The sequence below is a fragment of the Halomonas sabkhae genome, assembly GCF_030409265.1.
In the GTDB taxonomy this organism is placed as follows: domain Bacteria; phylum Pseudomonadota; class Gammaproteobacteria; order Pseudomonadales; family Halomonadaceae; genus Halomonas; species Halomonas halmophila.
The window spans coordinates 123,007-136,410 of the sequence record NZ_JAUFPM010000005.1; the positions used below are offsets into that span (position 1 = coordinate 123,007).

At 66.5% G+C, this 13,404-nt stretch carries 15 protein-coding genes; 5 read left to right on the top strand and 10 right to left on the bottom strand.

Annotation, left to right across the window (positions count from 1 at the left end; all coding sequences use genetic code 11):
* Window positions 1-6 precede the first annotated feature (6 nt).
* The 7 genes from QWY79_RS04415 to QWY79_RS04445 form a co-directional block, all read right to left on the bottom strand.
* A complete protein-coding gene (locus QWY79_RS04415; RefSeq protein ID WP_290270360.1) occupies window positions 7-807 on the bottom strand; it encodes a M48 family metallopeptidase in 801 nt (266 codons plus the stop codon).
* A gap of 39 nt (window positions 808-846) precedes the next feature.
* Window positions 847-1,278 carry a type II 3-dehydroquinate dehydratase gene (gene aroQ, locus QWY79_RS04420; protein ID WP_141321418.1) on the bottom strand — a complete coding sequence of 144 codons (432 nt, stop codon included), beginning with the start codon at window positions 1,276-1,278 and terminating at the stop codon, window positions 847-849.
* A gap of 31 nt (window positions 1,279-1,309) precedes the next feature.
* Window positions 1,310-4,297 carry a bifunctional [glutamate--ammonia ligase]-adenylyl-L-tyrosine phosphorylase/[glutamate--ammonia-ligase] adenylyltransferase gene (gene glnE / locus QWY79_RS04425; protein WP_290270266.1) on the bottom strand — a complete coding sequence of 996 codons (2,988 nt, stop codon included), beginning with the start codon at window positions 4,295-4,297 and terminating at the stop codon, window positions 1,310-1,312.
* A gap of 94 nt (window positions 4,298-4,391) precedes the next feature.
* Entirely contained in the window at window positions 4,392-4,763 is a 372-nt protein-coding gene (locus tag QWY79_RS04430; RefSeq protein WP_141321414.1) for a diacylglycerol kinase, read from the bottom strand.
* A 25-nt stretch (window positions 4,764-4,788) separates the two neighbouring features.
* Window positions 4,789-6,243 (bottom strand): D-alanyl-D-alanine carboxypeptidase/D-alanyl-D-alanine endopeptidase, encoded by a 1,455-nt coding sequence (dacB, locus tag QWY79_RS04435; RefSeq protein WP_435389756.1) that lies wholly within the window; start codon window positions 6,241-6,243, stop codon window positions 4,789-4,791.
* 100 nt (window positions 6,244-6,343) lie between these two features.
* Window positions 6,344-6,673, bottom strand: coding sequence for a DMT family transporter (locus QWY79_RS04440; protein ID WP_141321410.1), 330 nt, complete (start codon window positions 6,671-6,673; stop codon window positions 6,344-6,346).
* Entirely contained in the window at window positions 6,670-7,089 is a 420-nt protein-coding gene (locus QWY79_RS04445) for a PACE efflux transporter (RefSeq protein WP_290270272.1), read from the bottom strand. The genes QWY79_RS04440 and QWY79_RS04445 overlap by 4 nt, the downstream gene beginning before the upstream one ends.
* A gap of 137 nt (window positions 7,090-7,226) precedes the next feature.
* Here QWY79_RS04445 and QWY79_RS04450 point away from each other — a divergent pair, with 137 nt between their 5' ends.
* Window positions 7,227-8,120 (top strand): LysR family transcriptional regulator, encoded by an 894-nt coding sequence (locus QWY79_RS04450; RefSeq protein WP_290270274.1) that lies wholly within the window; start codon window positions 7,227-7,229, stop codon window positions 8,118-8,120.
* Between the two features lie 7 nt (window positions 8,121-8,127).
* Here the strand turns inward: QWY79_RS04450 and trmB are convergent, their stop codons facing one another.
* A complete protein-coding gene (trmB, locus tag QWY79_RS04455; RefSeq protein WP_290270276.1) occupies window positions 8,128-8,814 on the bottom strand; it encodes a tRNA (guanine(46)-N(7))-methyltransferase TrmB in 687 nt (228 codons plus the stop codon).
* Window positions 8,815-8,996: 182 nt separating this feature from the next.
* Between trmB and QWY79_RS04460 the strand changes: the two genes are divergently transcribed.
* The 4 genes from QWY79_RS04460 (at window position 8,997) to QWY79_RS04475 (ending at window position 12,355) form a co-directional block, all read left to right on the top strand.
* Window positions 8,997-10,889, top strand: coding sequence for a beta-ketoacyl synthase (locus tag QWY79_RS04460; RefSeq protein WP_435389759.1), 1,893 nt, complete (start codon window positions 8,997-8,999; stop codon window positions 10,887-10,889).
* Window positions 10,886-11,365: a pantetheine-phosphate adenylyltransferase gene (gene coaD / locus QWY79_RS04465; protein ID WP_290270279.1), complete on the top strand. Its 480-nt coding sequence runs from the start codon at window positions 10,886-10,888 to the stop codon at window positions 11,363-11,365. The genes QWY79_RS04460 and coaD overlap by 4 nt, the downstream gene beginning before the upstream one ends.
* Before the next feature lie 97 nt (window positions 11,366-11,462).
* Window positions 11,463-11,711: a YfhL family 4Fe-4S dicluster ferredoxin gene (locus QWY79_RS04470; RefSeq protein ID WP_290270281.1), complete on the top strand. Its 249-nt coding sequence runs from the start codon at window positions 11,463-11,465 to the stop codon at window positions 11,709-11,711.
* Between the two features lie 128 nt (window positions 11,712-11,839).
* Window positions 11,840-12,355 carry a GNAT family N-acetyltransferase gene (locus QWY79_RS04475; RefSeq protein ID WP_290270283.1) on the top strand — a complete coding sequence of 172 codons (516 nt, stop codon included), beginning with the start codon at window positions 11,840-11,842 and terminating at the stop codon, window positions 12,353-12,355.
* Here the strand turns inward: QWY79_RS04475 and QWY79_RS04480 are convergent.
* Together QWY79_RS04480 and QWY79_RS04485 are read right to left on the bottom strand one after the other, a co-directional pair.
* Entirely contained in the window at window positions 12,337-12,657 is a 321-nt protein-coding gene (locus tag QWY79_RS04480; RefSeq protein WP_290270285.1) for a DUF6916 family protein, read from the bottom strand. The two genes, QWY79_RS04475 and QWY79_RS04480, sit on opposite strands and share 19 nt — an antisense overlap.
* Before the next feature lie 127 nt (window positions 12,658-12,784).
* Window positions 12,785-13,330 carry a phage tail protein gene (locus QWY79_RS04485; RefSeq protein ID WP_290270287.1) on the bottom strand — a complete coding sequence of 182 codons (546 nt, stop codon included), beginning with the start codon at window positions 13,328-13,330 and terminating at the stop codon, window positions 12,785-12,787.
* Window positions 13,331-13,404: the final 74 nt, after the last annotated feature.

A 13,404-nucleotide genomic window follows, 5' to 3' on the forward strand; every position in this document is an offset into this window, starting at 1 on the left:
ACAGGCTCAGCGCACCTCGAAGCGCCCCTGACCACAGTCGGGGGCACTGCCCCGGGCGAGCTCGCGGGCTTGCGGCAGGTTGGCCTGGAGCGCCTCGATGCGTGACTCATGGGCCGGGTGGGTCGACAGCAACTCCGGCGGCTGGCCGTCGCCGGCCTGCGCCATGTTGCGCCACAGCGCCACGCTGGCGGCCGGGTCGAAGCCCGCCGCCGCCATGATGCGCAGCCCCATCAGGTCGGCTTCTTCCTCGTGGGCGCGACTGAACGGCAGGGTCACGCCCAGCCGGGCGCCGACGCCCAGCGCCTGAAGGATCGCCTGCTGCCCCATGTCGCCCTCGCCCAGCAGGCCGACCACCAGCAGGGCCGCCTTGATGCCGAGCTGCTGGGTCATGCGTTCGTTGCCATGGTCGGCCAGCACATGGCTGATCTCGTGGCCGATCACCGCGGCCAGCTGCGCCGGCGACTCCGCGACACGCAACAGCCCGGTATGCACCCCGATCCGCCCACCCGGCAGGGCAAAGGCGTTCGGCGAGGGCTCCTCGAACAGCACCACCTGCCATTCCTCCGGCATTTCGACCTCGGGATACAGCCGCTCGGTCGCCGTCAGCAACGCATGCGCAATGCACTCGACCCGCTGGCTGGCCGGCGTGCCCGACACTTCCCGCCCCTGTTGCCGCATCTGCACGAAGGCGTCGCTGCCCATTTTGGCCATCAGCGCATCCGGCACCAGCGCCAGCTGGGAACGACCGGTCGGCGTCTCACCGCAGCCGGCCAACAGCAGGAGCCCCGCGAGGCAAAGACACCGCATCATCCCGCCATGTCGCGGTAATGGCATCGTCATCCTCACTCAGGCCTCCATCACCGCCGTCAGCGCGGCACGATAGCCCTGGCTGCCGAGTCCGGCGATGACGCCATCGGCGCGCAGCGAGACATACGAATGATGCCGAAACGCCTCACGCTGGTGGACATTGGAGAGATGCACTTCGATGACCCGGCCCTCGAAGGCATTGAGGGCATCGAGAATGGCCACCGACGTATGCGTGTAGGCCGCCGGATTGATGATGATCGCCGCCGTGCCGTCGAGGCGTGCGGCCTGAATGGCATCGATCAGTTCACCCTCGTGGTTGCTTTGACGGCAGACGATCTCCCAGCCGCCCGAATGAGCCCGGGCGCGCAGTGTGTCGTCGATATCCGCCAGCGTCTCCTGACCGTAGATCTCCGGCTGGCGCGTGCCCAGCAGGTTGAGGTTGGGGCCGTGCAGGACCAACACCTTGTTCATGTCATTGCTTTCCTTGTCGAAGAAACAGGCATCATGTCATCGGCTCGAGAAGCCGCTGCCATACCGCGATGACGGCATCACGATGCGCCTGGAAGTCGGCGTCGGGGCCGCGTGCCGGGTCTCCGGTCAGCGCGGAGCGATGCGACGCCGTGCGACAGGCCAGGTAGGCCTCGCGCAGGCGGCGACAGTCATCGGCCGGCAGCCGGCCGCTCTCCTCGAGCGTCTCGAGGATGCGCATGTTGTCACTGTAGGTCAGCAGCTCGGGGGTCTCGTGCCCCATGGCCAGCACGGCGTACTGGCAGAGGAACTCGATGTCGACCATGCCGCCCGGGTCGTGCTTGAGGTCGAAGCTGCCGGACTCGCCCTTGCTGCCCAGATGCTCGCGCATTCGCTGGCGCATGGAAATCACTTCCTGGCGCAGCTCGTCGGGGTCGCGTCGGCTGCCGAGCACATCGCCACGCACCTCGGCGAAGCGTTCGCTGAGCGCCGCATGACCGGCCACCACCCGGGACCGCACCAGCGCCTGATGCTCCCAGGTCCAGGCCTCGCGGCGCTGATAATCGGCGTAGGCGTCGATACTGGAGACCAGCAGCCCCGAGTTGCCCGAGGGCCGCAGCCGCATGTCGACCTCGTAGAGGCTGCCGGCCGGAGTCATGGCGGTGAGCAGGTGTATGATGCGCTGGCCGAGCCGCGTGAAGAAAACGGCGTTGTCGATGGGCCGAGCACCGTCGGTACTGCCCTGGCCGGCGCTGTCATGCAGGAAGACCAGGTCCAGGTCCGAACCATAGCCCAGCTCGATGCCACCGAGCTTGCCGTACCCGATGATCAGGAACTCCGGCTCCGGGGTACAACGGCTCCCGTCACGCCGCTCGGGAAAGCCGTGCTTGCGCGTCAGATGCTTCCAGGCCATGGTCAGCACCGCCTCGAGCACTACCTCGGCGATATAGGTCAGGTAGTCGCTGACCTTCATCAGGTGTCGCGTGCCGGCGATATCCGAGGCCGCCACGTGCAGCACCTGGGCATGCTTGAAGACACGCAGCGCTTCCAGATGACCTTCCTCATCGTCCTCGGGCACCCGTGCCAGCGTCTGGCGCAGCTCGTCGGCCAGGCGCGACTTGTCCGCCGGGGTGTACAGCGTGTCCGGGGTCAGCAGCTCATCGAGCAGAATCGGGTAGCGGGCCAGTTGTTCGGCGATCCAGGGGCTGGCACTGCACAACCGCATCAGGTGCTCGAGCGCCACCGGGTTCTCGCGCAGCAGGGCCAGGTAGGCCGTGCGCCGCAGCACCGCCTCGATCAGCGGCAGGACGCGCTCCAGCGCCGTGTCCGGCGCGTCGCTTTCCGCCGCGGCCTCGAGCAGCAGCGGCATCAGCGCGTCGAGGCGCTCGAAGCCGATGCGTTGCATGGTCTGCACCTGACGCGAGCGGCGCAGCGCCATCAGACGGCGCAGGCTGGCCTCGGCAGCACCGAACCCGGCGGACGCCAGCAGGTCTCGCGCGTCCTCGTCGCCTTCCTCTCCACGCCACAGCGCCCGCCATTCCTCGAAATCGACACTGGCCGCCCGCGAATCGGGCTGATCCGGAGTGCTTTCCGCCTCTTCCTCGGGGTCGGCGATGACCGCATCGAAATGCCGCCGGACCCGGGCGCGTACCTCGTCGAGGCGCGCCATCACGGCCGGCCAGTCCTCCATGTCCAGGCCGAGGGCGACACGCTCGCGTTCCAGCTCGCCCACGGGCAGGGTCTGCGTCTGCCGGTCATCCAGCGCCTGCAGCACATGTTCCAGGTCGCGCAGAAAGGCGTAGTCGGGCTCCAGTTCGTCGACCACTTCCTGGGGCAGCAGGCCCAGGTCGGGCAGGCGCTGGAGCGCACGACGCAGGGACGTCACCTGCAGCTCGGTATCGCGGCCACCGCGTATCAACTGGAAGGCCTGGACCACGAATTCGACCTCGCGAATCCCGCCCTGGCCGAGCTTGATGTTGTCCTCCATGCCGCGACGCTTGACCTCGCGATTGATCATCGACTTGAGTTCGCGCAGGGATTCGATGGCGCCGAAGTCCAGGTACTTGCGGTACACGAAGGGCTTGAGACTGGCCAGCAGCTCGTCGCCGGCATCCCGGTCGCCGGCGACCGGGCGCGCCTTGAGCATGGCATAGCGCTCCCACTCGCGGCCCTGATCCTGGTAGTAACCGGCCAGAGAGGCGAAGCTGCCGACCAGCGGGCCGCCATCGCCCAGCGGGCGCAGTCGCATGTCGACACGAAAGGCAAAACCGTCGGCAGTCACTGCATCCAGGGCGGCGATCAGCTTCTGGCCGATCTTGGTGAAATATTCCTGGTGCTCGAGGGGCTTGCGCCCACCTTCGGTCTCGCCCTTCTCGGGGAAGGCGAAGATCAGGTCGATATCGGAAGACAGATTGAGCTCGCCGGCGCCCAGCTTGCCCATGCCCAGCACCACCAGGCGTTGCTCGCTGCCGTCCGCGCGCTTGGCCGGCCGCCCCCAGCGGGCCGCGTAGTGCTGTTCGAGCCAGCTCAGGGCGGCGTCCAGGCAGGCCTCGGCCAGCGCCGACACGGCGCCGCTGGTGCGCCACATGTCGGTGCCCTCGGGGCGGTTCAGGTCGCGCCATACGATGCCCAGCATGCGGGCCTGGCGAAAACGTCGAATCACGGCATGCATGGCCGCTTCATCGGTCACGTCTTCCAGACTCTCGGCCAGCGCCTCGTTCCAGGAAGCCGCCGATGGCGTGACGTCCAGCTCGCCGATGGCATCCAGGTGGGCCAGCCAGTCCGGGTGTCGCACCAGGGTTTCCAGCGCCAGGTTCGAGACCGCCAGCACCCGCGCCAACTGCTGCCGACGCGCCCGGGAAAGAGCCAGCCAGCTCTCGCTGGGCGCTTCCTGCTGCTGCATCGCGGCCAGGTTGTCGGCCTGCTCCAGCGCTGTACTCAGGCGCTCCCAGGCATGCCGGAGTGCCGCGGCAGGAGGCTCGGGGATGGCATCCAGGGGCAGAAAGTCGTCGGGCAGAGCCATGGGCGCCTCGTCATCGGGTTGCGGATATGCTCAGCATAACCAAGCCGGCACCCCCGACACTAGGCGGATTTGCTTGAGCCCGTCGCCACGGGGCTCAGCCGACGAAGCGGCTCCACAACAGCAGCCCCCAGGTCAGGCCGGCAAGCACCAGCGCCAGCATCACCGCCGCCGAGCCGATGTCCTTGGCGCGTCCGGACAGCTTGTGATGCTCCGGGCCGATGCGATCGACCACGCTCTCGACGGCGGTATTGAGCAGTTCGACGATCAACACCAGCAGGCAACTGCCGACCAGCAGGATCCACTCCACCGGCGAGGTCCCGACCCACCAGGCCAGCGGGATCAGGATCACGCAGAGGGCCACTTCCTGGCGAAAGGCGGCCTCGTAGCGATAGGCCGCCCTGAAGCCCTTGAGGGAGTATCGGGTGGAGTTCATGAGGTGGCGCAGGCCGGTGTATCCGGGTTTCATGATCGGTTTCCTGGTAGTCGCGTAACTAGTGGGCCTCGATTAAGCGCGCCAGATCCTCGGACAGACGCTCCAGCACCATCGTCCAGTTGAGATAGGGCGTCGAGTCAGTGCCATTGACCAGCACCGTGAACGCGCCCCAGCGGTCCGACAGGGTACGGAAGTACCCGGTCACCGCCCGCACGCGGACCGGCTCGTTGAGGGTGCCGGTCTTGAGCATCACGCGGTTCTGGAAGTTGGCCGGCCCCTTGCGTATGAAACGCATGACCCCGTTACGCGGTGATTGCAGCCCGGCCACGAAGCTGGGAAACAGCGCCGGCTGCTCGAACATGTGGGCCAGCAGGGTGTTGGCGCCGCTGGCGCTGGTGCGATTGTCCGTTGTCAGGCCACTGCCGCTGCGCAGGGTCAGAGGCCCATGACCCTCGATGCGGCTGGCGAAGGCCTGAATGGCCGCCCCGCCCGCTTCCAGGCCGGGTCGGGCGCCATTGGCCAGGTTGAGCGCCAGCACATCGGCCATGAAGTTGTTGGAGTAATTGAGGGTTCGCAGCAGGACTTCCTGCAAGGGCTCGCCATCCACGGCCGCCAGTTGCCGCGCCGATGCCGGAGGCTGGGTGGTGCTGGTGACGGCTTCTCCGCGCACCTGAATGCCGGCGCGCTCGAGCATCGCCAGCAGCAGGTCGGCGGTCTGGCCGGCCGGATCGGCACTGGCCCGATACAGATCCCGCGGGTAGGCATTGGTGGATATCTGGCCGCTGACCTGCATGACATCCCCGGCCTGCTGGGTCACGCGGGTCGCCGAGAGGCGCGTGCCGCTGTCGGCGGGTTGGGTCTCCACCTGATTATCGAAGCCCGGCAGCGGCTCCTTGCTGTCACAACTGGTCAGGGCGGCAGGCTGACCGGCGACGGCTGCGGGTGCCACATTCACGCACCAGCTGCCGAAGTTGACGCCGGCCGAGGAGAGCAGTGCGCTGTAGGCGTTGTCCACGCGGCTGCGCGCCTGACAGCGATCGGTGGTGATGCACTCCACCGGGCCGAAGCGCCACTGACTCACCTCCAGGCGGCCCGCGATCTCGCGCACCCCGGCCTGGTGCAGGCGTTGCACCAATCGCCACAGGTCCTCGCTGGTCAACGCCGGATCGCCGCCGCCGTCGAGGATCAGGTCGCCGTCCAGTACGCCCTCGGCGCCGGGCTCGGCCGTGCTGACCAGGCGCGTGGTGAAGCGATGCTGGGGGCCGAAGCGATCCAGCGCAGCGGCCGCGGTGTAGACCTTGGTGACCGAGGCCGGCGACAGCGAGCGCGTCGGCGAGAGGCTCGCCAGGATCTCCTCGGGCTGGCCCCCGGCCCCCAGAAGGCGCGCTTCGGCACTGATGCGAAAGCCATCCTCGGCCAGCGTGCCCAATTGGGGAAATCCTGCTCCCAGGGCCGTCAGGGGCAGCAGTGCAACGATCAACAGGCTACGGCTCAACAGGCGGTGAAACATCATGGCATCCGTGCAATGTGATTCGGGAAACGGCTCGACCGGCAATACGAGACACGCAGTTTACCCGGCCGCGGCAGGTGTTTCGACCCGCAGCCTGTCGGCCTCAGTGGGCCGTGGTCGAAGAGAACACCTGGATGATCACCACACCGCCGATAATCAGCGCCATGCCCAGCACCGCCGGCAGGTCGGGACGTTCGCCATAGACCACCATGCCGACCAGGGTGACCAGCACGATGCCGAGCCCGGCCCAGAAGGCATAGGCGATGCCCACCGGCAGGGTGCGAAATACCAGCGTCAGCAGGTAGAAGGCCGTCACATAGCCGACCACCACGACCACACTGGGCCAGAATCGCGAAAACTCGTCGGAAGCCTTGAGCGCCGAGGTCGCCACCACCTCGGCAATGATCGCCAACGCCAGATAGAGATAGCTCATCCGTTCTTCCCCCGTGCCAGTCGCTGCCGCATGATGTAATCGAAAAGCGTGTTGAAGATCATGGCGTAGATCAGGAAGAACACCATGAAGCCGAAATCCAGCCAGAAGGCCTCGACGAGCCCGATGCTCAGCCACCAGGCCACCACCGGCAGCGTCATGATCAGCAGGCCGAGCTCGAAGCCGCCGGCCTGAGCCGCGCGTTGCCCCAGACTGCGCTGACGGGTCGGCACCCAGATGTCGAACACCCGGTTCCACACCAGATTCCACAACATGGCGGCGGTAGCCAGCCCCAGGGCCAGCACGCCGATCTCGCCCATGCCATGCCCCGTCAGCCAACTGGCCAGCGGCGTGACCATGATCAGCCCGCCCGTTTCGAAGAGCAGCGTATGTGTGACCCTTTCCTGCCAGGAGCGCATTGTGACCTCTCCGTGATATTGGTCTGACCAGAGACAGCGTCTCGACTCGCGCTACTATTCTCGCCATCATGGTGATCGTTACCAGTTGGAATCCATCTGTTTTCGCGATAGGTCACCGGAATAAGGTCACGCCCGCCATGCGCTGGACCCTCGATCAACTGGAAATCCTCATCGCCTGCGCCGAGCAGGGCTCCTTCTCGGCGGCGGCGCGGCATCTCGGTCGGGCCCAATCGGCCATCAGCACGGCCATTGCCCATCTGGAGGCCGACCTGGACTGCCCGCTGTTCGATCGTTCGGCACGCATGCCGCGACTCACAGAAGCCGGCGAGGCACTGCTGCACGAAGCGCGTGCCGTGATTCGCCAGTGCCAGCGCCTGGAGGCGCGCGCCCATGCCATCCGCCAGGGCGAGGAGGCACGTCTGGTACTGGCCATCGACGAAGCCCTGGTCGAGATGCCGCCGGTGGATGAAAGCCTGGAGGCACTGGCCGGGCATTACCCGGCCCTTCAACTGACGCTGCTGTATGGCGCCCAGGGCGATATCGCCGGCTGGGTGGAGGATCGCACCGCCGACCTGGGCATCCTGCTGCGCCAGCAGGGCCAGGGGCCGCTACTCGAGGGCACCCGCATCGCCCACCTCGAGCAGTCGCTGGTCGTGGCGCGTCGGCACCCCCTGGCGGCACTCGCTACCCCCTCGGCCAGCGACCTGGCCAGCCATCGCCAGCTGGTCATTGCCTCGCGCAGCGAGGGCGACGCCTGGCAACCACTGAGCGCCCAGTTCTGGCGACTCAACAGCTTCTACTCGATGGCCGAGCTGGCCACCCGCGGTCTGGGCTGGGCCCTGGTCCCCCAGCATATTGCCCAGTATCCGCCGTTTCGCGACGACCTGACCCATCTGGCCAACGAGAGCCTGGGCACCCCGCCGGTGATCGAGGTCGAAACGGTACGCCGGCGAGATAGCGGCAGCGGTCCCATCGCCCAATGGCTGCAGCGCACCCTGGGCGAGCGCTTTCGCGACCACCGGCTCCGCTGAGCCGACCTCAGCCGGGCAACAGCTCGGGGCGATGCGGCAGCTCGGCGACCAGCCGCCAGAGAGTCTGGCCGCTGCGCCGATACTTGTTCTCGAAGGGAGTGAGCGGCGTCTCGCCGGGGTCGAAGGCCTCGACCGCCGCCTGGATGCCGGTCGCCTGATGCAGCGCCAGGGCGAACTCCTCGACATACAGTGCCCAGTTGGAGCGCAGCTCGAGCCGCCCGCCCAGGGCCGGAATCACCGGAAAGACCGGATGGCCGTGCCAGCGCATCTTGAGATGGACCGACTTGGGATAGGGGTTGGGATACAGCAGATAATGCTGCCGGGGCTGCCAGCCGGCGGCCAGCGCCAGGCGCCAGAAGTCCACCAGGTCGGCCCTCAGCAGCAGGGCATTGTCCGGAGGCTCACCATGATCCCGCGACAGCCGGTCCCCGCTGCGATCCACGCCGACCACCGCACAGTCCGGGTGGGCGTAGGCCAGGCGCCGCGTCGAGAGGCCCACGCCGCAGCCGGCATCCAGCATCAAGGGGCATCGCGGGCGGTCGGCCAGCCAGTCCGTGGCCCGGGCGAAGGCCTCACGGGTGTGATCGGCCACCGGCTTGCGCCAGGCATGCTGCAGCGAGCGCTCGACGCGCCGTGCCAGATCCTGATGGGGGCCGGACTGGTTGGAATGAATGGAGCGGGAGTGTGCAGTCATGGGAAAAGCCGGTGACAAGCGATGGCGCCGCATTCTAGCAGCCGCCGGTGCCGCGCGCAGCGCCCTGCATGACGCCATGGCAAGCCGGGTGCTATGATCAACGCCTTGTCTTCAGACGATTATGCCCTGTTATTTCAATCAACGAGGAACCCGGCTTGTCACACTTACCGGTGATCGTGGGCATGGGCGGCGTGAATCCCGCCGGCCGTACCTCGGGCCATCAGGCGTTTCGCCGCACCGTGCTCGACGCCCTGCCCGATGACGACCAGGCCCGGACCCTGCTGGGTCTGGCGGCAATGATGCGCCTGGCCGACGGCCAGGCCGATGGCTCCTGGCACGATGCCGAAGGAAACCCTCTCGACGCCGCGACGCTCGTCGAACAGACCCGCCAGCAGGTGCTGGATCATACCCTGATCCGGCGCATCGAGGACCCGCAGTTCAACGCCGCAGGGCTGCCGGCCAACCGCCGCGCCACCCTGGCACTGGATCGTCCCCTGACATTTCAGGTCCGCCGTCGCCAACTGCCCCTCGACCTCTCGCCCACCTGGCAGGTCCGCGACATCGACCGCCGCCACGTCGAGGTCACGGTGCCCGCCGGCGAGATGGACGTCATGCTGCCCGAGACACGTCCTGCCCAGGTCAGGGCCGCCGGCCAGCTGCCCAGCGGCTTCGAGCCGAGCCGTTTCTATCGCAGCGTTCACCACCCGCGCGGCCTGTCCATGGCCATCTTCGCCGCCAGCGACTGCCTGGGCGACAGCGGCCTGGTGTGGGACGAGCTGCGCGACCGCCTGGACCCCGACCAGATCGCCGTCTATGCCGGCAATTCCATCGGTCAGCTCGACGAGGACGGCTGGGGCGGCCTGCTCAAGAGCTTCGTGGCCGGCAAGCGCACCACCTCCAAGCAGATGCCGCTGGGCTACGGCCAGATGCCCGCCGACTTCCTCAACGCCTATGTGCTGGGCAGCGTCGGCGGCACCGGCGCCGCTCTCGGCGCCTGCGCCAGCTTCCTCTACAACCTGCGCCTGGGGGTCGAGGACATTCGTGCCGGGCGGCGCCGCGTGGTCATGGTCGGCACCTCGGATGCCCCGATCACCCCCGAGATCGTCGAGGGCTTTCGCGCCATGGGCGCGCTGGCGGATGACGACAGCCTGAAGGCGCTGGATGCTCTGGAGTTGCTGACCGACGCCGACTATCAGCGTGCCTGCCGCCCCTTCGCGCGCAACTGTGGCTTCACCATGGGCGAATCCAGCCAGTTCCTGATGCTGATGGACGACAGCCTGGCCCTGGAAGTCGGCGCCGAGCTGCGCGGCAGCGTGCCCGAGGTCTTCGTCAATGCCGACGGCTGGAAGCGCTCGATCTCGGCGCCGGGTATCGGCAACTACCTTACCCTGGGCAAGGCCGCGGCCCTGGTGCGCGACATGCTCGGCGCCGATGCCCTGCGGCATCGCACCTTCCTGCATGCCCACGGCACCAGCACGCCCAAGAACCGCACCACCGAATCCCATGTCTTCGATCAGGTGGCCCGAGCGCATGGCATCGAGGACTGGCCGGTCACCGCCATCAAGGCCTTCGTCGGCCACTCCCAGGGCGGCGCCGCCGGCGACCAGCTGGCCAGCGCCCTGGGCAGCTTCGCGCATGGCCTGCTGCCCGGCATTGCCACCCTGGATGCCGTCGCCGATGACGTCCATACCGAACGACTGCGCTTCTTCCGCGACCCGATCGCCTTCGATGCGGATGCCTCCTTCATCAACGCCAAGGGCTTCGGCGGCAACAACGCCACCGGCGTGGTGCTCTCGCCCCGGGTGACCGAGCGCCTGCTGGCGTCGCGTCATGGCCAGGCCGCGATCGACGCCTGGAAGGGCCGTCGAGAGGCCACGCGACAGACCGCCAACGCCTATCAGCGGGAAGCCGACCGTGGCCATTTCGCCCCGCGCTATCGTTTCGGCGAGGGCGTCCTCGAAGGCCCCGAACTGAACGTGGGTGCCGACGCCATCCAGATTCCGGGCTATGCCCAGCCGGTCTCGCTGGCCGTGGACAACCCCTTCGGTCGCCTCGATGACGGAGAGGACCCATGAGCACCGCCGTTTACCCCGGCACCTTCGACCCCATCACCAATGGCCACTACGACCTGATCGAGCGCGCCGCGCGGCTGTTCGATCACGTTGTGGTGGCCATCGCCACCAACCCCGGCAAGGCCCCGGCGCTGGACATCGACGCACGCATCGCCCTGGCACGCCAGGTGGTGGCCCAGCACGACAATGTCGAGGTCGTGGGGTTTTCGGGCCTGCTTACCGAGTTCATGCGCCAGCGCCAGGCCCGCATCCTGCTGCGTGGCCTGCGCGCCGTCTCGGATTTCGAGTACGAACTGCAGCTGGCCAACATGAACCGTGCCCAGATGCCGGACCTGGAGACCGTCTTCCTGACCCCGGAAGTCGAGAACTCCTATATTTCCTCGACGCTGGTGCGCGAAATCTCGCGCCTGGGCGGCGACGTGTCGCAACACGTCCACCCCGAGGTCGCCGAGGCGCTCAGGAATCGCTACAATAGCTGACTATAGCACTGGGTCTTTTGGCCCGTGCCCCTGCTCCAGCGAGCAGCCTGTTTCGATCCACGCCGCGCCCCGAGGCGCGTCGTCCGCGAGGTAAACCATGGCTCTGATGATCACCGATGAGTGCATCAACTGCGATGTCTGCGAACCCGAGTGCCCCAATGACGCCATCTCCGCCGGCGAGGAGATCTACGTCATCGACCCCGAGCGCTGTACCGAGTGCGTCGGCCACTTCGACGAGCCCCAGTGCCAGCAGGTGTGCCCGGTCGACTGCATCCCCCTCGACCCGGAACGCGAGGAATCCCGCGACGCCCTGATGGAAAAGTATCAGCGCATCACGGCGGCGTGAACGAGAACGCCAGTACGTCCCTAGCCTGCCTGTATCATCGCTTGCTGCCGGGTCTTGAGCGTCCGGCTTGACACCCGGCGACGGCCGACGGTTCAATCGCGGTCCGCTTGAACGATAACGGAACGACAATGGCTGATGTTGGCGGGCACCTGAACGGGGGGCTGCACTTGCGGCCGTCACGGGATTCGGACAAGCTCTTCCTCGAGACCCTCTACCGCGAGGTCCGCCAGGACCTGCAGCTCATCGTGGCCGATCAGGAATTTATCGAGACGCTGCTCGAGATGCAGCTCAACGCTCAGTCGATCGGTTACGGAAGCGCCTACCCCAATGCCCTATACTATATCGTCGAGAAGCAGGGCGAGCGTATCGGCCGCGTGACCGTCGACTTCGGCGCCAACGAGGTTCACGTCATCGACCTCGCGCTGATCCGCACCGCCCGTAACCGCGGATACGGCGCCGTGGTGCTGAAGGCCGTGCAGTCGGCGGCAACACAGGTCATGGCCCCGGTCTCACTCTCGGTGGACCCGCTCAACCCTGGCGCCAAGCTGTTCTACCGGCGCCTGGGGTTCCGCTTCGAAGCATTGGTCGGTGCCGTCGAACGCTGGGTCTGGCACCCGCACGCGCCTCAGTTGAAGACCAGCTGATACCACGGGCGCTCCGCCTCACCGGTGGGCGACATGACACGGCAGAGATAGACCCCTTCCAGCACCGCGCCATCCGAGACATGCAGTGTCGCCGTGGCCTCATGAAACGCCGGCTCTGTTTCCTTTCCAGCCAACAGTACATGGAACGGAGTACGCATTTCCTCGCCCCCCGGCATCCGGCACTCCGGCCGGCTATGTACCTGCTCGACACTGAGTCTTACCGATAACTCCGATGTCAGATCCAGCACACAGTCCTGGCCCAGCAACGGCTCGAAGTCCGCTGCCGTAACGGTATTCAACATTATCGTCTCCGATTAGGGAAGCACTGAACAAATAGACGAGCGTAGTGAAGGCTAGGCCCGCTCCCGAACGGGCCCAGCCACAAAATGGTAAACCTTCTATCGGCACATTACGTTACTGCCGAAGCGGCTATGAACGAGAAGGATAAATGCCTTGAAGCGCAATACTGAAATTCAAGGCGAGATAGGGATTCATTGTCGAGAATGGCTGGCTGCCACCTGCACTCGAGGTCTGGCCGCCGCTCAACTCGACCGTGCTCGAGGGGGTGCCACGGTAGTAGCTGCGGACCGGATCATTGAAATTGACCTTCCCGCTGGCCAGGTAGTCCCCTTCATCGGGCGTATCCTCATTGGCCGCGTCCGGCGTGGCCTCGACGGCGGCGGTGTGGGTGTGCATCGGCATCTCGCTGGTCAGGAGGGTATGCGTCTCCTGGCCGGCCCTTTCGCCGAAATTCACATAACGGTGGCCGCCGCCCTGGCCCTGCCCTCGAGGCATTCGCCCCTGCAGATCGGGCAGAGCGAAGGTCGTCCGGCCGTCGCCACCGAAGCTGGCGCCCAGCAACGAGAAGAGGGCCTGATTCTGCATGATCTGTATCAGGGCTCCGTTGCAAAGCGCCCAATCCCGCGGGGCCCAGTCAAACCCCAGCATCTTGACTTCACCAATAAAAGGATCCATTCGACAGCTCCCTGACAGATTGATTCATTGTTTTGGCATGCACTGGCATGACGACTGCATATCGGGTTATCGCA